17 protein-coding genes are annotated in these 21,416 nt (G+C 57.8%); 2 read left to right on the top strand and 15 right to left on the bottom strand.

Going from position 1 to position 21,416, the window contains the following annotated elements:
• Nucleotides 1-36: 36 nt before the first annotated feature.
• Nucleotides 37-2,769: an aconitate hydratase AcnA gene (gene acnA, locus FHK95_RS09135; protein ID WP_150304296.1), complete on the bottom strand. Its 2,733-nt coding sequence runs from the start codon at nucleotides 2,767-2,769 to the stop codon at nucleotides 37-39.
• 281 nt (nucleotides 2,770-3,050) lie between these two features.
• On the opposite strand from acnA, the gene glmS reads away from it, so the two are divergent.
• On the top strand, nucleotides 3,051-4,883 hold the full coding sequence (gene glmS, locus FHK95_RS09130) for a glutamine--fructose-6-phosphate transaminase (isomerizing) (RefSeq protein ID WP_150304295.1): 1,833 nt from the start codon (nucleotides 3,051-3,053) through the stop codon (nucleotides 4,881-4,883).
• A gap of 94 nt (nucleotides 4,884-4,977) precedes the next feature.
• On the opposite strand, the gene FHK95_RS09125 is transcribed toward glmS, so the two are convergent.
• The 3 genes from FHK95_RS09125 to FHK95_RS09115 are packed head-to-tail and all read right to left on the bottom strand — an operon-like array spanning nucleotide 4,978 to nucleotide 6,936.
• Complete coding sequence (locus FHK95_RS09125) at nucleotides 4,978-5,970, bottom strand: hypothetical protein (RefSeq protein WP_150304294.1); 993 nt, start codon at nucleotides 5,968-5,970, stop codon at nucleotides 4,978-4,980.
• Nucleotides 5,971-6,025: 55 nt separating this feature from the next.
• Complete coding sequence (locus FHK95_RS09120; protein ID WP_150304293.1) at nucleotides 6,026-6,472, bottom strand: PaaI family thioesterase; 447 nt, start codon at nucleotides 6,470-6,472, stop codon at nucleotides 6,026-6,028.
• On the bottom strand, nucleotides 6,469-6,936 hold the full coding sequence (locus tag FHK95_RS09115; RefSeq protein WP_150304292.1) for a PaaI family thioesterase: 468 nt from the start codon (nucleotides 6,934-6,936) through the stop codon (nucleotides 6,469-6,471). Before FHK95_RS09115 ends, FHK95_RS09120 begins: the two co-directional genes overlap by 4 nt.
• 148 nt (nucleotides 6,937-7,084) lie before the next feature.
• Here FHK95_RS09115 and FHK95_RS09110 point away from each other — a divergent pair, with 148 nt between their 5' ends.
• Nucleotides 7,085-7,444 (top strand): hypothetical protein, encoded by a 360-nt coding sequence (locus FHK95_RS09110; RefSeq protein WP_150304291.1) that lies wholly within the window; start codon nucleotides 7,085-7,087, stop codon nucleotides 7,442-7,444.
• A 146-nt stretch (nucleotides 7,445-7,590) separates the two neighbouring features.
• Here the strand turns inward: FHK95_RS09110 and FHK95_RS09105 are convergent, their stop codons facing one another.
• The 11 genes from FHK95_RS09105 to sdhC form a co-directional block, all read right to left on the bottom strand.
• Nucleotides 7,591-8,334: a DUF599 domain-containing protein gene (locus tag FHK95_RS09105; RefSeq protein WP_178114751.1), complete on the bottom strand. Its 744-nt coding sequence runs from the start codon at nucleotides 8,332-8,334 to the stop codon at nucleotides 7,591-7,593.
• A 9-nt stretch (nucleotides 8,335-8,343) separates the two neighbouring features.
• Entirely contained in the window at nucleotides 8,344-9,663 is a 1,320-nt protein-coding gene (gene brnQ / locus FHK95_RS09100) for a branched-chain amino acid transport system II carrier protein (RefSeq protein WP_150304290.1), read from the bottom strand.
• A gap of 131 nt (nucleotides 9,664-9,794) precedes the next feature.
• Complete coding sequence (gene sucD / locus FHK95_RS09095; RefSeq protein WP_150304289.1) at nucleotides 9,795-10,676, bottom strand: succinate--CoA ligase subunit alpha; 882 nt, start codon at nucleotides 10,674-10,676, stop codon at nucleotides 9,795-9,797.
• A complete protein-coding gene (sucC, locus tag FHK95_RS09090; protein WP_150304288.1) occupies nucleotides 10,677-11,843 on the bottom strand; it encodes an ADP-forming succinate--CoA ligase subunit beta in 1,167 nt (388 codons plus the stop codon).
• A 216-nt stretch (nucleotides 11,844-12,059) separates the two neighbouring features.
• On the bottom strand, nucleotides 12,060-13,496 hold the full coding sequence (gene lpdA, locus FHK95_RS09085; protein WP_150304287.1) for a dihydrolipoyl dehydrogenase: 1,437 nt from the start codon (nucleotides 13,494-13,496) through the stop codon (nucleotides 12,060-12,062).
• A 92-nt stretch (nucleotides 13,497-13,588) separates the two neighbouring features.
• Nucleotides 13,589-14,827 (bottom strand): 2-oxoglutarate dehydrogenase complex dihydrolipoyllysine-residue succinyltransferase, encoded by a 1,239-nt coding sequence (gene odhB / locus FHK95_RS09080; RefSeq protein WP_150304286.1) that lies wholly within the window; start codon nucleotides 14,825-14,827, stop codon nucleotides 13,589-13,591.
• A gap of 37 nt (nucleotides 14,828-14,864) precedes the next feature.
• A complete protein-coding gene (locus FHK95_RS09075; RefSeq protein ID WP_150304285.1) occupies nucleotides 14,865-17,702 on the bottom strand; it encodes a 2-oxoglutarate dehydrogenase E1 component in 2,838 nt (945 codons plus the stop codon).
• Between the two features lie 303 nt (nucleotides 17,703-18,005).
• Nucleotides 18,006-18,710, bottom strand: a complete 705-nt coding sequence (locus FHK95_RS09070; RefSeq protein ID WP_150304284.1) for a succinate dehydrogenase iron-sulfur subunit — start codon at nucleotides 18,708-18,710, stop codon at nucleotides 18,006-18,008.
• Nucleotides 18,711-18,721: 11 nt separating this feature from the next.
• Nucleotides 18,722-20,494: a succinate dehydrogenase flavoprotein subunit gene (gene sdhA, locus FHK95_RS09065; protein WP_150304283.1), complete on the bottom strand. Its 1,773-nt coding sequence runs from the start codon at nucleotides 20,492-20,494 to the stop codon at nucleotides 18,722-18,724.
• The gene (sdhD, locus tag FHK95_RS09060) at nucleotides 20,495-20,863 is read right to left on the bottom strand and encodes a succinate dehydrogenase, hydrophobic membrane anchor protein (protein ID WP_150304282.1); all 369 of its coding nucleotides are present in this window, start codon (nucleotides 20,861-20,863) and stop codon (nucleotides 20,495-20,497) included.
• Complete coding sequence (sdhC, locus tag FHK95_RS09055; protein WP_150304330.1) at nucleotides 20,857-21,231, bottom strand: succinate dehydrogenase, cytochrome b556 subunit; 375 nt, start codon at nucleotides 21,229-21,231, stop codon at nucleotides 20,857-20,859. Before sdhC ends, sdhD begins: the two co-directional genes overlap by 7 nt.
• Nucleotides 21,232-21,416 lie beyond the last annotated feature (185 nt).

Here is a 21,416-nt window from a genome sequence, read left to right as displayed (position 1 = left end):
GGGCGTAACGCAACCGCGCCACGCCCTCCGGCCGCCCTACTCGGCGATCAACTGACGCAGCACATAATGCAGGATCCCACCGGCTTTGAAGTAATCCACTTCATTACGGGTATCGATTCGGCACAGGACGTCAAAGCTGAACTGTTCCCCATTTGAGCGGGTACCGTTCACCTTTAGCGTCTGGCCTGGCTGGATGTCATCAGTGATGCCCTGGATATCGAGTACTTCATGACCATCCAGCATCAGCGACGCCACGCCCTGGCTGTCAAGAAACTGCAGCGGGAGGATGCCCATCCCGACCAGATTGGAGCGGTGGATACGCTCGAAGCTTTCAGCGATGACCGCCTTGACCCCGAGCAGATTGGTGCCCTTGGCCGCCCAATCCCGGCTGGAACCGGTGCCGTATTCCTTGCCGGCAATCACCACCAGTGGCGTGCCCTCGCTCTGGTAACGCATTGCCGCATCGTAGATCGCCATACGCTCGCCAGACGGCGTGTGGATGGTTTCCCCACCTTCTTCGCCGCCCAGCATGCGGTTGCGGATACGGATGTTAGCGAAGGTACCGCGCATCATCACTTCATGGTTACCGCGGCGCGAGCCATAGGAGTTGAAGTCTTGCGGCTTTACGCCCAGGCTCTGCAGGTATTCGCCCGCAGGGGACGACGCCTTGATGTTACCGGCCGGAGAGATATGGTCAGTGGTGATCGAATCACCAAATACTGCCAAGACGCGAGCACCGGTGATAGGCGCAAGCGGGATCAGCGGCTGGTCGATCGTCTCGAAATAGGGTGGATTCTGGACGTAGGATGACTGACTGTTCCAATCGTAGGTGCTGCCCTCGCTCACCTTGATCGACTGCCAATGCTCGTCGCCAGTGAACACGTCTGCGTAGCGAGTGCGGAACATGCTGTCTTCAACCAGCGACACCGCTTCGGCGATCTCTGCGTTACTGGGCCAGACATCGCGAAGGAATACCGGCTTGTTGTCCTTGTCCAGACCCAGCGGTTCCTCAAGCAGGTTCATGCGGGTGTTCCCGGCCAGTGCATAGGCGACCACCAACGGCGGAGAGGCCAGCCAGTTGGCTTTGACGTGCTGATGTACCCGTCCCTCGAAGTTGCGGTTGCCTGAGAGCACAGCCGACACCACCAGATCATGCTCACCAATCGCCTGGGCGATCGGCTCGGGCAACGGGCCAGAATTACCGATGCAGGTAGTACAGCCGTAGCCCACCAGGTTAAAACCAAGCTGGTCGAGATACTGGGTCAGCCCGGCCTTCTGCAGATAGTCGGTGACGACCTTAGAGCCCGGCGCCAGGGACGACTTGACCCAGGGTTTACGTTGAATACCGCGCTCGATCGCCTTCTTGGCGACTAGCCCAGCGGCCATCATTACGTTGGGGTTGGAGGTATTGGTGCAGGAGGTGATAGCTGCAATCACCACGGCGCCGTGCTCCAGCGTATGCTTTTCGCCGTTAAGCGTTATGGATGCCTGGCTGCCTTCGGCGCCAACCGCAGTGCCGCCACCGCCCTCGCCTTCCAGCCGCGCTTCTTCCTGATCGGCAGGTTTGACCTGTAATCCCAGCAGCTCATCGAACGCTTTGCCCACATTGCCCAGTTCCACCCGGTCCTGCGGACGACGCGGTCCGGCCAGGCTGGGCACAACCTCGCCCAGATCAAGGTGCATGCTATCAGTGAATTCCGGCTCGTCGCCAGGGTTGCGCCACATACCCTGCGCCTTGCAGTAGGCCTCGACCCGCTCGACGACTTCGGTCGGGCGGCCGGTCAGACGCAAATAGCCGATGGTGATTTCGTCAATCGGGAAGAACCCGCAGGTAGCACCGTATTCCGGCGCCATATTGGCGATCGTCGCGCGGTCGGCCAGCGGCAGATCAGCCAGACCATCGCCATAGAATTCAACGAACTTACCCACTACGCCCTTAGCGCGCAGCATTTGGGTGACCGTCAGTACCAGGTCAGTGGCGGTCAGGCCTTCCTTCAACCGGCCGGTCATTTTGAAGCCGATCACTTCGGGTATCAGCATGGACACCGGCTGACCCAGCATAGCGGCCTCGGCTTCGATGCCACCTACACCCCAGCCTAAAACGCCGAGACCATTCACCATCGTGGTATGGGAATCAGTGCCGACCAGCGTGTCCGGATAGGCCCACTGCTGACCATCCACCTCGGAGGCCCAGACGCTTTGCGACAGATACTCCAGATTCACCTGGTGGCAAATGCCGGTACCAGGCGGTACCACGCGGAAATTATTGAAGGCCTTCTGCCCCCAGCGCAGGAATTCGTAGCGTTCACCGTTACGTTGCATCTCCATTTCGACATTGTCGTTGAAGGCGCTGGGATCACCGAAGTGGTCGACCATGACCGAGTGGTCGATCACCAGATCAACCGGGGACAGCGGATTGATCCGCTGCGGATCGCCGCCAGCGCGGGCGACTGCGTCACGCATCGCCGCCAGATCGACCACCGCCGGCACACCGGTGAAGTCCTGCATCAGCACGCGGGCCGGCCGGTATTGAATTTCGCGGGAGGATGAACGGTTCTGAAGCCAGTCCGCCATGGCCTGAATATCGTCACGTTCGACGGTCACGCCGTCTTCATGACGCAGTAGATTCTCCAGCAGCACCTTCAAGGATTTCGGCAAACGGTCCAGATTGCCGAGCTGTTCGGCTGCTTTGGGCAACGAATGATATCGGTAGGTCTGGTCTCCGACCTGCAGGGTAGACATGGTACCCAGACTGTTCACTTGGGACATTGATCAAATCTCCTCTCGGGCTGACCGACGGAAGGCGGCCATGGCGTGGAATAAGGTCACCCTGAATGATCATCAGAGCCATTGCAACCTGGGGGCCGGCACGGGTGCTGCGCAGTTGATACAACCAGCATAGACAACAAATTCACCCTCAGCGTTGCATCGCCACTATAGAGTCACACGGGTAAAGCCCACACCGCTGCAACATCGTGCTCCGCTTCGTACCCAGGGGCTACCCTCAATGCTAGAATGCACCTTTTGCACATCCTCAAGGAACAAGACCTATGTGCGGCATCGTCGGCGCCATCGCTCAACGCAACATCACCCCTATTCTCCTGGAAGGCCTGCGTCGGCTTGAATACCGGGGTTACGATTCAGCCGGCGTTGCGGTGATTGCTGAAGGCAATGGCATCCAGCGCGTGCGTGCAGAAGGCAAGGTCATCGAGCTGGAAAACAGCCTCGCGGTGCAGCCTGCCAACGGTCACCTGGGTATCGCGCACACCCGCTGGGCTACGCATGGCAAGCCGGCGGAACGTAATGCCCATCCGCACCTGTCCACACGGCTGGCTGTTGTGCATAACGGCATCATCGAGAATCATGCCCCGCTGCGCAGCAAACTCAAGGATCTGGGTTACCAGTTCACCTCGGATACCGATACCGAAGTCGTCGGCCATCTCTTGGCCCACCATTACAGTGAATCAAAGGATCTGCTGGCGGCGTTCCGCGCAACGCTTGCGGAACTGCATGGCGCCTACGCTCTTGCCATGATCCATGAGGATCAGCCCAACACGCTGTACTGCTCGCGCATGGGCAGCCCGTTGGTTATTGGCGAAGGCAGTGAGGAGCACTACCTGGCCTCGGATCCACTGGCGCTGCTGCAGGTGACGGACCGCTTCCGCTACCTCGAAGAAGGCGATTACGCCCGCATCAGCATGAACTGCTGCGAGATCTGGAACGCCGAGCATGAGCTGGTCGAGCGGCCGGTCAAGCGTTATGAACATGCTGCGCACAGTCTGGACAAGGGTGAATACCGGCATTTCATGCTCAAGGAAATCTTCGAACAGCCAGCGGCCATTGCCGAAACCCTTGCCGGAACGCTTGCTGATGATCATGTGATGACCGCCTTGCTGGGCCCGGACGCTGAAACGCGCCTGGCCGATGTGGCCAACATTCATATTGTGGCCTGCGGCACCAGTTATCACGCGGGGCTGGTCGCTCGCTACTGGATCGAAGCGCAGGTCGGCATTCCCTGTCAGGTGGAAGTCGCCAGTGAGTACCGCTACCGCACCGTGGTCGTGCCGGCCAATACGCTGCTAATCACCATTTCCCAGTCGGGCGAGACCGCCGACACCCTCGCCGCCCTGCGCTATGCCAAGACTCAGAATTACCTTGCGTCGCTTGCTATCTGCAACGTAGCGGGTAGCTCTCTGGTACGCGAAGCCGATTGGCGCCTGCTCACTCACGCTGGCCCGGAAATCGGCGTGGCATCCACCAAGGCTTTCACTACCCAACTGGTTGCTCTGCTGTGGCTGACCACTGCGCTGGCGCAAGTGCGCGGTACCGGCAAGGAACAGATCATTGCCAACATCATGGCGCTGCGCGCTCTGCCTGACGTGATAACCAAGGTACTGGCGCTTGAGCCAGCTATTACCGAACTGGCGGAACGTTTCGCCAACAAGCAGCACGCCCTGTTCCTGGGTCGCGGAACGCACTTCCCGATCGCCATGGAAGGCGCGCTAAAACTGAAAGAAATCAGTTATATACACGCCGAAGCTTATGCAGCAGGCGAGCTCAAGCACGGCCCGCTCGCGCTGGTCGACGAAGATATGCCGGTGGTCAGTGTTGCGCCAAGTGACAGCTTGCTGGAAAAACTGAAATCCAATCTGGAAGAAGTCCGCGCCCGCGGTGGCCAGTTGATTACCTTCGCCTGTGAGACCATCGAGCAGACCCCCAACGATGAAAGCAACGAAACCATCGTGCTGCCCTGGGTCGAAGAATGTATCTCTCCGATCGTCTACACCATCCCGCTGCAGCTACTCAGTTATCACGTGGCATTGGTCAAGGGCACCGACGTCGACAAACCACGGAACCTGGCCAAATCGGTAACGGTGGAGTAATTCAGAGCGCGCCACAGCGTAAGCCGCAACACCACGGACCGACCCCCTCCGGCAAAGGCTGGGGGGATTCGGTTTTAGCCGCCCCACCCTGCAATCACTTGGGCGCGAAAAAGCCTTCGACCCGGTCTATCTCAAGCGGACGAAAATGCAGCTCCACCTGATTGGCACCGTGGGCCTGGCTGATAATCAGGCGCTTGTCGGCGGATACGTTTTGGAGCCGTCCTTCATGCACACGCCCCGTCAGGGTGGTCAGGCGCAGTAGCGTGCCCCTGAACAGATCCGGCTCCTCCACCACCGTCAACAGACTCAGCGGGTGCCAGGCAGGTTGCGGCGCTGTCGCCACCTTGGCAGACGGGGCTGAGGGCATGGTCGGCTCTTTGCGTGCGGCTTTACGACTGACCACGTCCACCAGCCAGGCAGGCGTTTCCTCCAGCACAGCAGTGCCGACCAGCCAGGTTTGCTGTGCGGTGGGTAAATGCAGCTGTATCTGCAATGCGGTTGTGCCATTGATCTCGGGATCAAGATCCAGGTCAAGGCTGTATTCCCCGGTCACCAGTCGCAAGCCGGGGCTAGTCAGCGCACCCTGATGCCAACGCAACCGCACATGCGGCCACTCGCCTGCATCAGTGGGAATACGCTCGATCGAAGTGGCGCTCAAGAGTGATGGGGCGGAGCTGAAACGGATCGCCAGGGAGCGGCGAACACGCTCTGCAGAGGTCTCTTCGAATATCAACTCATCATCGCGCCAGTACACCCGCTGGGGCGCAAAGGTCTGCCCGGCTACTTCGCCATGCAGGGTGGTCTGTTGAGCAGGTGCGGCGATCCAGTCGCCTGACATCAGCATTGCGTAACGCTCCGGCTGTTGCTGATGCAGCAGCCCCAGCCCGAGGGCGATCGCCAGACAACCTATGCACAGCGTCAGGCGCGGCCAGAACGCAAAGCCACGGTCACGCATGAGCAGGGTAACAAGCGGAAACGTCAGCGCTAACAACACCAGGCCGATGGACAGGTGCCGAGACTGCACGACCAACCAGACCCAGGCCGCGCAAGCAAGAAAAATACCACTCAATATCAACAAAGCGTCCATGCTCTCGGCCCTTTAGCCAGGGTCCGGCTTCTTTCAGCGAAGAAGACGGTTCGTCCTAGTCCAGCTTGAAGTGTGCCCGGGCAGTGGCAATCGGTTCGTTGGAGCGAGTCTGCCAGGCTGTGATGGCTACATTACCCACACGCCGACCCTGACGCCATACCTGACAGCTGGCGTAGGTATCCTTCTTCAACCCCGCCCGCAGGTAGTCGATCGAGAAATCGATGATTTTGGGAAACTGCGGGCTGTTCATGAAGATCATCAGATGCAGCATTGCAGCCTGCTCCATGAATCCGGCGATGACGCCGCCATGGATCGCCGGCAATACCGGATTCCCGATGTTGTCACTGCTCATCGGCAAGCGAAACAACACCTCATCGCCGAGCGCCTGAACCTGGATACCGATTAACTTCGCGTAGGGTACGGCGTCGATCAACGGCTCATAGTCGCCACTGTCGTGTGCCTGACGGATTAACGATTCGATTCTTGCTGCGTCCTGACTCATGCTGCTCCCTCGTCGATCGCCCGTGCCAGTTGACCGGTTGCGGCGGGCTTACCCATGCGCATGAATGTGCCAACCACGTGGGCGATAGGCTCCTCGCGGGACGCCTGATAAGCCACACCACGGGTAAAGATCACGGTCGGCGTGACCCGATAGCATTCAGCAAACCCGTAGATAGTCTCGCCCGGTTGCGCAGGTCGCATGTAGTCGATGCGCAAGTCGAGTGTCGGACAGATTTCGAATTCGGTAAGAAAACAGACTGTCGATATCCCGCAGCAGGTATCCATCAAGGTAGTGATCGCACCACCATGGACCAGACCGTTGACTGGATTACCGACAATTTTGTCGCTATAGGGCAGTTTCAGAACAAGCCCGTCCTGGTCTGCCTGCTCGACGGTGATGCCGAGTACCTGGCAATGACGCAGCACGGATAGAAAATTGCGCGCGCGGTCTTCAATGGTTCCCATAATGTTCCTGAACTGAGCCTTTCAAGCGCCGCATTCTATCAGAGAATCCTGAGTCAGAGCCGTGCGCAGCAAGGCTCAAAATAGAGTCTCTGGAACTAACCCCCTAATAACATGACCAAAGCTGTGAATATATTCACGGGAGAACACTATGAAAAAACTTTGCGCAACAGCGGTACTGGTAGCCAGCTTTGGTCTTCTCGCCGCGTGTGGTGGGGATGAAGAAGAAGTGGAGTATCCACCAGAAACGACTGACGAAAGCACCATGGGCACCGATGACACCATGGGCTCTGATCCAGGCGCAACGGGTACCGATATGGGCACCGGCACGGGTACGGGTACCACTGGCACTGGCACTGGCACTGGCACTGGTACCACCGGAACCGAGACCGGAACCTACACAACCGAACCGGAAACCGGCACCAGCCCCGGGACAACCGACCCGGATATGGATACTGGCACTGGCACCGGCACTACAGGCTCAGGCACCAGCGGCACCGGAACCCAGTAATAGCAGTCACGGTTTTCTGCAGGGTGCGCCTGACGGGCGCATCCTGCTTGAACCGACATCCCTCCCTGCCCGTTTTCAGGCCAGATGCAGTCAGCATGACGCCGCCTTGACCCACCATCACACCATGCCAATGCAAGCCGCTAGCGCTACTCGGGATTATCCGGTTTAGGGTCAACGAATGCCGTCGGGGTAAACATCATTGCCTCGAGCACATGGGAATGAAACTCGCGCCGATACAACACCCAGACGACCCAGGTGGTCGCTGCCAGAAACAATACCGGGTTGATAAACCAGGCGAGTGTTGCCAACGCAAAGTAATAGGCCCGCAAGCCTAGATTGAATGAGTAACCAGCCATCGACAGAACCCTGGCAGCGCGCGCCGCATAGGCCTTGCGTTCGCCTTCGGTGACTCGCTTCTCGCCTATCAGGGGTGCAGAGCCAAGCAATACCGAGGCAAAATTGTACTGACGCATCCCCCACGAAAACGTAAAAAAGGCATAGACGAAGATTCCGAGCATGACCAACAACTTGATCTCGGATGCCCCGCGGCTGACAGGAACCACAAAGGGCAGGTCCTGCAACAGGCTCTGCGCTCGGTCGGTCGCCCCCATTACCGTAATCAGGCCCGCCAGGATCAACAGTGTGCTGGAGGCAAAGAACGCCGTGTTGCGTTCCAGGTTGGCAATCACACTCACGTCGGCGATTCTCTGCTCGCGCATCAACAGCCGACTCATCCAGTCCTTGCGGTAAAGGTGCAGAACGCTGGCCAGACACGCCGTATCACGCGCCTTGCGACGCGCATAATAGGTGTAGCCGACCCAGCAAAGAAGAAACCACACAAGAGCGATGGTATTAAGCCAGACATTTCCGGCATCAGGTAGCGACAGCATCAAACCACCTCAATTATTGGCAGCAGGACGCAAAGCGCCGTGCCGACTGCGATCCACGACAATGGCAACCACCAGCATTGCCACCGCCGGCACGAGCCAACCCAGTCCCTGGGAGGATAAGGGCAACGCCTGCAACCAGGTGGTCTCAGGGTCCATCAAGCCAGCCGCTTTGAGCCCGTCGATAACCCCGAAGACCAGTGCCACCAGCATCACCGGCCGCATAATATTCTGCGGGCGAGCCCAGCCATGTACCAGTAGCCCAACCAGCACCAGCACAATGGCCAATGGATATAGGCCGACCAAGACCGGGATGGAAATCCGTATGAGGTTATCCAGCCCCTGGTTCGCCACAGCCATGCTGAACAGCGTGAACACCCAGACCACCGCTTGATAACTGACCGGCATGATGCGGCTGAAAAACTCACCACAGGCCACCATCAGGCCCACCGCGGTGGTCAGACAGGCGAGCGTAATCACCACGCTCAACAATAAGCTTCCGGCAGTGCCAAAGCGAAACTGCACAAAGGCCGCCAGAATTCGCCCACCGTTGGCCCCTGGCTCCACCAGCGAGCCACTGGTCGCTCCCAACTGGAACAATGCAAGGTAAACCAACCCCAGGCCGATAGCCGCAATCACGGCGGCGACCATGGTGTAACGAGTGACAAGACCGACGTCAGTGATCTGGCGATCACGTATGGCAGTGGTGACAACGATGCCGAACACCAGGGCCCCCAGGGTATCCATGGTCAGGTATCCCTGCAGGAACCCCTGAATAAAAGGTGCACGGCGATAGGCTGCCTCTGCTGGCGCGACGTCCCCTGCAGGAAAAATGAGCGCAGCCAGACCTAATATCACCAGCGCTGCTATCAGTATTGGCGTGATGTATTTACCGACGTTATCCATCAGGCGCCCCGGCTTGAGAGCCAGAAACAACACCGCCGAGAAGAACACCAGCGTATAGACGAGTAACGCCTGCCAGCTGTCCTGCACGAAAGGCACTATACCTATTTCATATGACACTACGGCGGTACGCGGTGTGGCGAACAGTGGGCCAATCGCAAGGTACACCAGTATGGCCAGGACCAGACCGGGCCAGCGGCCTAATGAACTGGTCAGCTCATTGATGCCACCGCCTACTCTGGCAAGCGCCACCAGGGTAAGCAAAGGCAGACCCACCGCGGTGATCAGGAAGCCGAGCGCCGTCGGCCAGAGGTTTTGCCCAGCGACCAGCCCGGCCTCGGGGGGGAATACGACGTTACCAGCGCCAAGAAACAGAGCGAATGTCATAAAGCCCAGAGCAAGCAGATTTGCGGATGACAGTTTTTTCACGAGATCTCTTCAAGGTCAGGCTCATCCGGTAAAGACGAGCGATAGCCCGCGCATTATAGATGACCAGATACACAAAAACCCCGCCGAAGCGGGGTTTCATTTGACGCAGGGGCCGTAGCCCCGGATATCAATTACTTCATTGCCCAGCCAGTCAGCTCGGACAGTGCCTTGCCAATATCAGCCAGGGAACGTACGGTCTTGACGCCCGCATCTTCCAACGCTGCAAACTTCTCGTCGGCAGTACCCTTGCCGCCGGAGATAATCGCACCGGCATGGCCCATACGCTTGCCCGCCGGAGCGGTTACACCCGCGATGTAGGAAACCACCGGCTTGGTGACGTTGGACTTGATATAGGCTGCAGCTTCTTCTTCAGCACTGCCGCCGATCTCGCCGATCATCACGATAGCTTCGGTCTTCGGATCCTTCTCGAACATCTCCAGGATGTCGATGAAGTTCGAGCCCGGGATCGGATCACCACCGATACCTACACAGCTGGACTGGCCAAAGCCGGCGTCCGTGGTCTGCTTGACCGCTTCGTAGGTCAGGGTGCCTGAACGGGACACAATACCGACCTTGCCAGGCAGGTGAATGTGGCCAGGCATGATGCCGATCTTGCATTCGCCGGGAGTGATAACGCCTGGGCAGTTAGGCCCGATCAGACGTACGCCCAGTTGGTCACAGACGACTTTACAGTCGAGCATGTCCAGAGTCGGGATGCCTTCGGTGATGCAGACGATCAGCTTGATGCCACCGTTGGCCGCTTCAAGGATGGAGTCCTTGCAGAACGGCGCCGGAACGTAGATCACGCTGGCAGTAGCACCGGTCTGTTCGACGGCTTCACGAACGGTGTTGAACACCGGCAGGCCCAGGTGGGTAGTACCCCCCTTGCCCGGCGTGACGCCACCAACCATCTGGGTGCCGTACTCGATGGCCTGTTCGGTGTGGAACGAACCCTGCGAACCTGTGATGCCCTGGCAAATTACCTTGGTATCTTTATCGATCAAAATGCTCATTTATTTACCCTCCGCGGCCTTGACGACTTGCTCAGCAGCGTCGGTCAGACTGGTTGCTGCAATGATGTTCAGACCACTTTCCTGCAATACCTTGGCACCCAGGTCAGCATTGTTGCCTTCCAGACGAACCACTACCGGTACTTTCACGCCGACTTCTTTCACCGCGCCAATGATGCCTTCGGCAATCATGTCGCAACGAACGATGCCGCCGAAGATGTTGACCAGAACGGCCTTAACATTGCTGTCGGACAGAATGATCTTGAAAGCTTCGGTAACGCGCTCTTTAGTCGCGCCGCCGCCCACATCCAGGAAGTTCGCAGGCTTGCCGCCGTGGTGGTTGACGATGTCCATAGTACCCATGGCCAGACCGGCACCGTTGACCATGCAGCCGATGTTGCCTTCAAGGGCAACGTAGTTCAGTTCGAACTTGGCGGCGTGAGCTTCGCGCGGATCGTCCTGCGACGGATCATGCATTGCACGCAGTTTTGGCTGGCGATACATGGCGTTGCCATCAATGCCAAGCTTGGCGTCCAGGCAGTGCAGATCACCGTCGGCCTTGATGACCAGCGGGTTGATTTCCAGCAGAGCCAGGTCGTAGTCGGCAAACAGTTTACCCAGACCCATGAAGATCTTGGTGAACTGCTTGATCTGGTCGCCTTTTAGGCCCAGCTGAAATGCCAGGTCACGGCCCTGATAAGGCTGTGGTCCGACCAGCGGATCGATGGTTGCCTTGAGGATCTTCTCGGGAGTGTCTTCTGCGACCTTTTCAATCTCCACGCCACCTTCGGTAGATGCCATGAACACGATACGGCGGGTGGAACGGTCGACGACTGCGCCAAGGTACAGCTCCTGGGCAATGTCGGTGCAGGATTCAACCAGAATCTTGGCAACGGGCTGGCCATCGGCATCGGTCTGATACGTGACCAGACGCTGGCCAAGCCATTTTTCAGCGAAAGCCTTCGCGTCTTCCTTGCTTTTGATCAGCTTGACGCCGCCTGCTTTGCCGCGACCGCCAGCGTGAACCTGAGCCTTGACGACCCACTCGGTACCACCGATTTTGTCGCAGGCTTCTGCTGCTTCTTCAGGAGTGTCAACAGCGTAACCCTTGGAGACAGGAAGGCCGTACTCAGCGAAGAGCTGCTTTCCCTGATATTCGTGGAGATTCATACGTGTCTACCGTTTTGATCGTGTAGGAATTGCGTTCATGGCAGCGGCCAGACCGCACCGCCGTCACCCTTGCCAGGCGATGTATCGTTCTCATCCGACAGGATTCATCGTCTGGGTATCACCCGCAGGTGACTGGCCGATCCTTCGACCTGTGCTTGCAGATAAGGGCCAGGCAACCGGCGGATTTTATGACCCGCCGGTCACAGGGGCGATATCTTAACGCTTCTTGCGATTGGCTACATGTATTGCGTGGCCATTTACCGCTAACGCTGCTTCCTTCAGCGCTTCTGATACGGTCGGATGCGAGAAGACCATCATGCCGATGTCTTCTGCGCTGGTGCCGAACTCCATAGCAATGGCGCCCTGCTGTACCAGCTCTGCTGCACCAGGACCAATCACGTGTACACCCAGTACACGGTCAGTCTTGGCATCCGCAATCACCTTGACCATACCAGTGGTTTCGTTAGCCGCTACTGCGCGGCCATTGGCTGCGAAGGGGAATACGCCGACATTGACTTCGACGTTTTCAGCCTTGAGCTGCTGCTCGTTCTTGCCGACCCACGCGATTTCCGGGTGGGTATAGATAACCGAGGGGACCAGGTCATAATTCATCGCAGCTTTCTGGCCCGCGATACGCTCGGCAACCATCACGCCTTCTTCAGACGATTTGTGTGCGAGCATCGGACCACGAACCGCGTCTCCGACGGCATACACGCCCGGTGCGCTGGTTTCGCAGTAGTCATCAACGAAAATCACACCGCGCTCATCCAGATCAACGCCACAGTCGGAAGCCAGCAGGTTCTCGGTATAAGCGCGACGCCCGACCGCCACAATCAACTTGTCGAATGTCAGCTGCTGCTCGCCGTTGGCGTCAGTGAACGAAACGGTTACCTGCTCACCCTTGACTTCAGTGCCAGTCACCCGGGCACCCAGACGAATCTGCAGGCCCTGTTTGGTGAAGGTCTTGAGTGCTTCCTTGGCCACCTGCTCGTCGGCCAGGCTAAGGAACTTGTCCATCGCCTCGAAAACCACAACCTCGGCACCCAGGCGACGCCATACCGAGCCAAGCTCCAGACCGATCACACCGGCGCCGATCACGCCCAGCTTCTGCGGAATGGTCTGGAAATCCAGTGCACCGGTGGAATCGACAATGATGTTTTCAGTCAAAGGTGCAGGCGGGATTTCGATTGGGCGTGAACCGGAGGCAAGAATGACGTTAGTCGCCTCGATAAGGGTGGTGGTGCCGTCCTTCGCGGTGACTTCAACCTGCTTGTTGGCCAGCAGCTTGCCGTGGCCTTCGATGGCGGTGACACCATTGGCCTTGAACAGCGCGGCTACGCCACCGGTGAACTGCTTGACGATCTTGTCCTTGCGGTCAACCATCGCCGGCACATCAATAGTGACACCTTTGGTTTCGATGCCATGCAGCGCCAGACCTTCCTGCGCTTCATGAAATTTCCAGGAACTGTCCAGCAACGCCTTGGACGGAATACAACCCACGTTCAAGCACGTCCCACCGAGGGCCTGTTTGCCGTCCTTACCTACGTATTTCTCGATACATGCGGTTTTCAGACCGAGTTGTGTGGCGCGAATGGCGGCCACATAACCACCGGGACCGGCACCGATAACGACCACATCGTATTTCTCACTCATATCCATTTCCTCTATTTGCGGCGGAGCTCAGAAGCTGTCAGGCACAATCCCCGCTGACAGCTTGCCGCTCGACACTGAACGCGTTGACTGAATCAGATTTCCAGCAGAATGCGCGCTGGATCTTCCAGCAGATCCTTGATGGCAACCAGGAAGCTGACCGCTTCCTTGCCGTCGATCAGGCGGTGATCGTAGGACAGTGCCAGATACATCATTGGCAGCACGACTACCTGTCCATTCACGGCCATCGGACGCTCCTGGATCTTGTGCATGCCCAGAATCGCGGCCTGCGGCGGATTCACGATCGGCGAGGACAACAGCGAACCAAACACACCACCATTGGAAATGGTGAAGGTGCCGCCAGTCATTTCTTCCATCGACAGCTTGCCGTCACGCGCCTTGCGGCCGTAGTCGGCAATGGTGCCTTCGATCTGTGCGAGCCCCATGTGCTCAGTGTTGCGCAGGATAGGTACAACCAGACCACGGTCACTGGATACGGCAACGCCGATATCCTGATAGCCGTGATAGACGACGTCATTGCCATCAAGGGACGCGTTGACCGCGGGAAAACGCTTGAGCGCCTCGGTGGCCGCCTTGACGAAGAACGACATGAAGCCGAGACGTACACCGTCGTGTTTCTTCTCGAACTGGTCCTTGTACTTCTTGCGCAGATCCATGATCGGCTTCATGTTAACTTCATTAAAGGTAGTCAACATCGCCATGCTCGACTGGGCATCCACCAGACGCTCGGCGATACGTGCGCGCAGGCGGGTCATTGGTACGCGTTTCTCAACACGATCACCCTCTCCCAGCGCCTCGGCACCGGAGGCGGCAGCCGCCGGCTTGGCAGGTGCTGCAGCGGGTTTGGCCGGAGCCGCTTTCTTGGCTTCGATGGCGTTCACCACGTCTTCCTTGGTGATGCGCCCGCCCTTGCCGGTGCCGGAAATCTGCGAAGCGTTCAGCCCATTCTCTTCGGCCAGCTTGCGTGCGGCAGGTGCCATTATCGCGTCGTCAGCCGATTCAGCTGCAGCAGGTGCAGCTGCCGAGGAGGCTTCCTGCTTGGGTGCTTCCTTGGCAGCAGGCGCTGACGCGGCGGCACCTTCGTTCAAGGTGCCAAGCAACTCGGCGCTGAGCACGGTCTCGCCTTCGCCCTTGATGATGTCTCCGAGTACGCCATCGGCTTCCGCCAGTACTTCCAGTACGACTTTGTCGGTTTCGATATCAACGATCAGCTCGTCGCGCTTAACTGCATCACCCGGCTGCTTGTGCCAGGTCGCCACGGTGCCGTCGGCAACCGATTCAGGGAAAGTAGGGGCCTTGATTTCAATAGCCATGGTCGATCCTTATCAATTCTGTTGTGTCTGCAACGGCTTAGATGGTGAAAGCGTCTTGCAGGAGTTTTGCCTGTTGTTCTGCATGCATGGACGCATATCCACCAGCGGGCGCAGCCGAGGCTTCCCGTCCAGCGTAGTCCAGATACAGGTTGTCGATCTTGTGCTGGCCGATTACCCGACGCATATGATGCTGGCTGCAATACCAGGCGCCCTGGTTCATCGGCTCTTCCTGACACCAGATGACCTTCTTCAATGACTGGTAGGGCGCCAGCGCTTCGGCGAGGTCTTCCTCGGGGAACGGGTACAGCTGCTCGATACGCACGATGGCCACGGTCTCATTACCCTCGGCACGACGTTTTTCCAGCAGATCGTAGTAAACCTTGCCGCTACACATCACGACGCGCTCAACCTTGGCAGGGTCGAGCGTGTCAATCTCCGGGACAACCGTCTGGAATGAACCCTCGGAGAGGTCTTCCAGGCTGGATACCGCGAGTTTGTGACGCAGCAGTGACTTCGGCGTCAGCACGATCAGAGGCTTGCGCAGCGGACGAATCACCTGGCGACGCAATAGGTGATAGATCTGCGCAGGCGTGGTCGGCACACAGACCTGGATATTATGCTCGGCGCTGAGCTGCAGGAAACGTTCGAGACGCGCAGACGAGTGCTCCGGACCCTGCCCTTCATAACCGTGCGGCAGCAGCATGGTCAGCCCGCACAGACGGCCCCACTTGTGCTCCCCACTGGAGATGAACTGGTCGATAACCACCTGGGCACCGTTGGCAAAGTCACCGAACTGTGCTTCCCAGATCACCAGTGCATTGGGAGTAGTGGTTGCGTAACCGTACTCGAAGGCCAACACCGCCTCCTCCGACAACAGCGAGTCATAGATATCGAAGCGCGGCTGGTTTTCCGACAGGTTGGCCAACGGAACGTAGCTGGTCCCGTCCTTCTGGTTGTGCAACACCGCATGACGGTGCGAGAAGGTACCGCGACCAACGTCCTGACCGGAAATGCGCACCGGGTGTCCTTCATGCAGCAACGTGGCGTAGGCCATGGTCTCTGCGAAACCCCAGTTCAATGCCAGGCCGCTGGCGGCCATCTTGCGACGGTCTTCGATGATCTTGCCTGTCTGACGCTGCACGACCAGGCCATCAGGCAGGGTATTGAGCTGATTGGCCAGATCCTGCAGGGTCTTCAGATCGAAACGCGTGTCGTGGCGCGCTGTCCACACGTGCCCGAGATAGGGTGCCCAGTCGACGAATGAGGTGCTATCGGGCTCCTTGACCAGACTTTTGACGACGTGGTCGCCATTGTCCAGCGCGGTCCGATATTCATCGATCATGCTCTCGACATCTTCGCTAGTCAGCACACCGGCTTGCACTAGACGCTCGGCGTAAATATCACGCGTGGTCGGATGCTTGCTGATGACTGAATACATCAGCGGCTGGGTGCCGGAAGGCTCGTCCGCTTCGTTGTGACCACGACGGCGATAGCAGACCAGGTCGATAACCACGTCGCGCTTGAACTGCATGCGATAGTCGACAGCCAGCTGGGTGACAGACAGGACTGCTTCAGGATCGTCACCGTTCACGTGAAGAATCGGGGCCTGGATCATCTTGGCCACATCCGTGGAGTACTCAGTGGAGCGCGCGTCTTCCTGACGGCTGGTCGTAAAGCCGACCTGGTTGTTAATAATGAGGTGGATGGTGCCGCCGGTCTTGAAGGCACGGGTCTGAGACATCTGGAATGTCTCCATGACCACGCCCTGGCCGGCGAACGCCGCATCACCGTGAATACTGATCGGCAACACCTTGTTGCCAGTGGTGTCCTTGCGACGGTCCTGACGCGCTCGCACAGACCCTTCGACCACCGGAGATACGATCTCAAGGTGTGAGGGGTTGAATGCCAGTGCAAGATGCACTTCACCGCCGGAGGTCATCACGTTGGACGAGAAGCCCTGGTGATATTTGACGTCGCCGGAGCCCAGCTCCAACTTGGTCTTGCCCTCGAACTCGTTGAACAACTCGCGTGGGTTTTTGCCAAGCGTATTGACCAATACGTTCAGACGGCCGCGGTGGGCCATTCCCAATACGATCTCCTGCGTGCCATAGGAACCGGCACGCTGGATGATTTCGTCGAGCAGAGGAATCATGCTCTCGGCACCTTCAGCGCCGAAACGCTTGGTACCCGGATATTTGGTACCCAGGTACTTCTCAAGGCCTTCGGCAGCGGTCAGACGCTCAAGCAGGTGCTTGCGGCTTTCCACCGAGTGCTGTGGACGACCGCGCACGGTTTCCAGTCGCTGCTGAAACCAGCGACGCTGGGCCGAGTCGACGATGTGCATGTATTCGGCGCCGAAAGTCGAGCAGTAAGTCGACTGTAACGCCTCAATGATTTCTCGGAGGGGGGCTTCTTCCTTGCCGATTTTCAGTTCACCCGTGCGGAACACGGTGTCCAGATCGGCGTCGGTCAATGCGTAATCGTCGAAGGTCAGGTCAGCGATATTGTCCCGAACCCACAAGCCGAGCGGATCGAGACGAGAGGCCTGGTGACCGCGCATCCGATAGGCCTGGATGAGGCGCAGTACATCAACCTGCTTCTTCTCGTGCTCACTGCTGACTTGGCCACCGGCACTCGCCTGGGGACGGCGGTTACTGGTCGCAAGCTTCTGAAAATGCTCGCGAATGGTGGAATGGGAAACATCCGATGCGGCGTGTCCGTTGATCTGTGGCAGCTTCTGAAAATAACTGCACCACTCCTCGGCTACGCTGTTCGGATCGTGCAGATAGAGCTCATAGAGCTCTTCAACATAGGAGGCATTCCCACCGGATAAGTGAGACGTGCTCCACAGCTGCTGCATTTCGCTGTCTGGCATGCTTGGTCACCCTCTTTAAGGGGACACCATCTGGCGCAAAGACCATTAATCGGCATAAGAAACTGCCTTCCGTGCAGGCTATGATTAAAGCGTTCGACAGTGTCGCTGCCGCTCTCTGCTCTGCTCATCCTGATGCCCGGAATAATTGCCGGCCCCGACAGATAGTTCGGGTGTTACCCGAGTGCCCCTGTTGGTTTATAGGTATTACAAACCGCGGCTTTGTGGGCTGCGGCTCGACTAATTCTGACTGGCTCCCTATAGCAGGAGCCAGCACAGGCCAACCTTAATGCAGAATCACGCCAATCAAATACCGCTTTGCAACAGCATGTTGCGGATGTGGCCAATAGCGCGGGTCGGATTCAGACCCTTCGGGCATACATTTACGCAGTTCATGATGCCGCGGCAGCGAAACACGCTGAACGGATCATCCAGAGAAGCCAGACGCTCATCGGTCTTGTTGTCGCGGCTGTCCGCCAAAAAGCGGTAAGCCTGGAGCAGACCAGCAGGACCAATAAATTTGTCCGGGTTCCACCAGAACGAAGGGCAGGAACTGGAGCAGCATGCACAGAGAATACACTCGTACAGGCCATCCAGCTTCGCGCGCTCTTCAGGCGATTGCAGGCGCTCAATAGCTGGCGCCGGCGTGTCATTCTGCAAATACGGCTGAACCTTCTCGTATTGCTTATAGAAGATGCTCATATCCACGACCAGGTCACGTATTACCGGCAAACCAGGCAAAGGACGTAAAACCAGCTTGTTGTTCTTCACGACATCCGACAACGGAGTAATACAGGCCAGGCCGTTTTTTCCGTTGATGTTCATCCCGTCTGAACCACAAACACCCTCACGGCAGGAGCGACGGTAAGCCATACCCACGTCCTGCTCCTTGACCAGCGCCAGTACGTCAAGAACCATGATGTCCTTGCCACCGGTGTCGATCTGGAAATCCTGCATATAGGGAGCGTTGTCGCTCTCGGGGTTATAACGGTAGACGCTTACTTTCAACATATCGGTCACCCTTAATAAGTACGCACTTTAGGCTCGAAGGTCGGCACTGTCTTTGGTGAGAAATTCACCGCACGCTTGCGCAGTTCCTTGGTCTCGGGCATGTACAGGCTGTGACACAACCAGTTCACGTCGTCCCGGTCCTCGTAATCTTCGCGTGCGTGGGCCCCACGGCTCTCAGTGCGCGTCTCAGCGGCGATAGCAGTGGCCTCAGCGACTTCCAGCAGGTTCTGCAGTTCGAGGGCTTCGATCCGGGCAGTGTTGAACGCCTGGCTCTTGTCATCGATCTTGACGTTGGCGATACGCTCGCGCAGATCGGCTAGCTGCTTGATGCCTTTCTGCATGAACTCGCCGGTACGGAACACACCGAAATAGTTCTGCATGCAGTTCTGCAGTTCTTTACGCAGCGGTGCTACATCCTCGCCAGTGGTGCGTTCGTTCAGACCGGACAAGCGTGCTAGGGAGGTTTCGATGTCGGACTCCGAAGCGCCGCGGTGCTCGATACCTTCCTTCAGTGCGCTTTCCAGGTGCAGACCAGCCGCACGGCCGAACACCACCAGATCAAGGAGCGAGTTGCCGCCCAGACGGTTGGCACCGTGAACCGATACGCACGCCACTTCACCCACGGCAAACAGACCGTCGATAATCTTGTCATTGCCCTGGGCATCCTGGGTCAACGCCTGGCCATGAATGTTGGTGGGAACCCCGCCCATCATGTAGTGACAGGTCGGCACCACAGGAATCGGTGCGGTTACAGGATCAACGTGAGCGAAGGTCTTGGAGAGCTCACAGATCCCAGGCAGACGGCTGTGCAGAACCTCTTCGCCCAGGTGATCAAGCTTAAGCATCACGTGATCGCCATCCGGACCACAGCCGTTACCGGCAAGGATTTCCTTGACCATCGAACGCGCGACGACGTCACGGCCTGCAAGGTCTTTGGCGTTCGGCGCATAGCGCTCCATGAACCGCTCGCCATGCTTGTTGATCAGGTATCCACCCTCACCACGGCAACCTTCGGTGACCAGCGTACCCGCGCCAGCAATACCGGTGGGGTGGAACTGCCACATTTCAATATCCTGAACCGGCACGCCTGCGCGCAACGCCATGCCGACGCCATCGCCTGTATTGATCAGCGCGTTGGTAGTGGAGGCATAGATGCGCCCCGCTCCACCGGTGGCCAATACGGTTGCCTTGGCGCGGATGTAAACGGTTTCACCGGTTTCGATACAAATAGCGATGACACCGACAACCACGCCGTCCTGGTTCTTGACCAGATCCACCGCATACCATTCATTAAGGAAGGTAGTGTCATGCTTGATGTTGTTCTGATACAGCGTATGCAGCAACGCGTGACCAGTCCGGTCAGCGGCGGCGCAGGTACGAGCAGCCTGAGTCGGGTTATCCGGACCTTTGGACTGACCGCCGAACGGACGCTGATAGATGCGGCCCTGCTCGGTACGGGAAAACGGCAGGCCCATATGCTCAAGCTCGAACACCGTTTCGGGTCCTACGGAACACATGTATTCGATAGCGTCCTGGTCACCGATGTAATCGGAGCCCTTGACAGTGTCATACATGTGCCAGCGCCAGTCATCGTTCGGATCTGCCGAGGCGATCGCGCAGGTAATGCCGCCCTGGGCGGATACCGTGTGCGAACGGGTCGGGAATACTTTGGTGACAACAGCGGTCTTGTGACCACCTTGAGCCAGTTGCAGTGCCGCGCGCATACCGGCACCACCGCCACCCACAATGATGGCATCAAAAGTCAGTGTACGAATATTAGCCATTTATAAACCCCAAAGAATCTGGACGCCCCAGACGAACAGGACAAACATTGCCAGCCCGCAAACAGTCTGGAAGAGGAAGCGAACAACGGTGGCGGACTTGCCCAGCGCCATCGAGGTGAGATAGTCAGTAGAAATCGTCCACATTCCGACCCAGGCGTGCACACTCAGAGCAACCAGCGTCAGCAGACTGAAGATGCGCATCCAGTTCTGGCTGAACAGGCCATGCCATTGTTCATAGGACAGGCCAGGATTGGCGATCAGGTAACCGAGCAGAAACAGAGTGTAAACAGCCAGTACCACTGCAGAAACACGCTGCGCCATCCAATCATACAGGCCGCTGCGCGACAGGTTGGTGACGTTGGTTACCATATCCATACTCCCAGAAGAACAATCAGAACGGCGGCGATGACGATGACCGCCTGTGCGCCACGCTTGCCACTTTCAAGCCCTTCACCGATGCCAGCATCCATTACCAGGTGGCGTATGCCAGCCACCAGGTGATACAGCAGAGCGGATACGACGCCCCAGGTGATGAACTTGACTAATGGGTTCTCGAATACATCCTGAACATGCTCGAATCCGCTTTCAGATCTCAGAGAGCTGTCCAGCATCCACAGCAAACCTGCTATGGCGATGAACAGAATGATGCCCGAGATACGGTGAGCAATAGATGTGTAGGCAGTGACAGGAAGTTTGATGGTCCTGAGGTCTAAATTGACAGGTCTTTTGCTATTCACGGCTATATTCACACTCATGGCCCTGTGGGCAGGGCTGGATTATAGGAAGGCGCACTCGCGTGGGTACCCAAGCGCCCATATCAGGCAGCCTCGCCGGGACAGGCAGAAGGCTAATGGGCCGCTTTTCCGGACAAGGAGTATAGAGACTCAGGCCCTTGATTACAATCCGATACACTCTTCCAGGC

Source organism: Pseudomonas saliphila, from assembly GCF_008638345.1.
In the GTDB taxonomy this organism is placed as follows: Bacteria; Pseudomonadota; Gammaproteobacteria; order Pseudomonadales; family Pseudomonadaceae; genus Halopseudomonas; species Halopseudomonas saliphila.
Note: the sequence above shows the minus strand (reverse complement) of the source record. Positions and strands in the feature narration are given on the sequence as shown.

Coding starts and splice junctions, on each gene's coding strand:
- acnA (WP_150304296.1), bottom strand. CDS start 2,769: ATGTCCCAAGTGAACAGTCTGGGTACCATGTCTACCCTGCAGGTCGGA.
- glmS (WP_150304295.1), top strand. CDS start 3,051: ATGTGCGGCATCGTCGGCGCCATCGCTCAACGCAACATCACCCCTATT.
- FHK95_RS09125 (WP_150304294.1), bottom strand. CDS start 5,970: ATGGACGCTTTGTTGATATTGAGTGGTATTTTTCTTGCTTGCGCGGCC.
- FHK95_RS09120 (WP_150304293.1), bottom strand. CDS start 6,472: ATGAGTCAGGACGCAGCAAGAATCGAATCGTTAATCCGTCAGGCACAC.
- FHK95_RS09115 (WP_150304292.1), bottom strand. CDS start 6,936: ATGGGAACCATTGAAGACCGCGCGCGCAATTTTCTATCCGTGCTGCGT.
- FHK95_RS09110 (WP_150304291.1), top strand. CDS start 7,085: ATGAAAAAACTTTGCGCAACAGCGGTACTGGTAGCCAGCTTTGGTCTT.
- FHK95_RS09105 (WP_178114751.1), bottom strand. CDS start 8,334: ATGCTGTCGCTACCTGATGCCGGAAATGTCTGGCTTAATACCATCGCT.
- sucD (WP_150304289.1), bottom strand. CDS start 10,676: ATGAGCATTTTGATCGATAAAGATACCAAGGTAATTTGCCAGGGCATC.
- sucC (WP_150304288.1), bottom strand. CDS start 11,843: ATGAATCTCCACGAATATCAGGGAAAGCAGCTCTTCGCTGAGTACGGC.
- lpdA (WP_150304287.1), bottom strand. CDS start 13,496: ATGAGTGAGAAATACGATGTGGTCGTTATCGGTGCCGGTCCCGGTGGT.
- odhB (WP_150304286.1), bottom strand. CDS start 14,827: ATGGCTATTGAAATCAAGGCCCCTACTTTCCCTGAATCGGTTGCCGAC.
- FHK95_RS09075 (WP_150304285.1), bottom strand. CDS start 17,702: ATGCCAGACAGCGAAATGCAGCAGCTGTGGAGCACGTCTCACTTATCC.
- FHK95_RS09070 (WP_150304284.1), bottom strand. CDS start 18,710: ATGTTGAAAGTAAGCGTCTACCGTTATAACCCCGAGAGCGACAACGCT.
- sdhA (WP_150304283.1), bottom strand. CDS start 20,494: ATGGCTAATATTCGTACACTGACTTTTGATGCCATCATTGTGGGTGGC.
- sdhD (WP_150304282.1), bottom strand. CDS start 20,863: ATGGTAACCAACGTCACCAACCTGTCGCGCAGCGGCCTGTATGATTGG.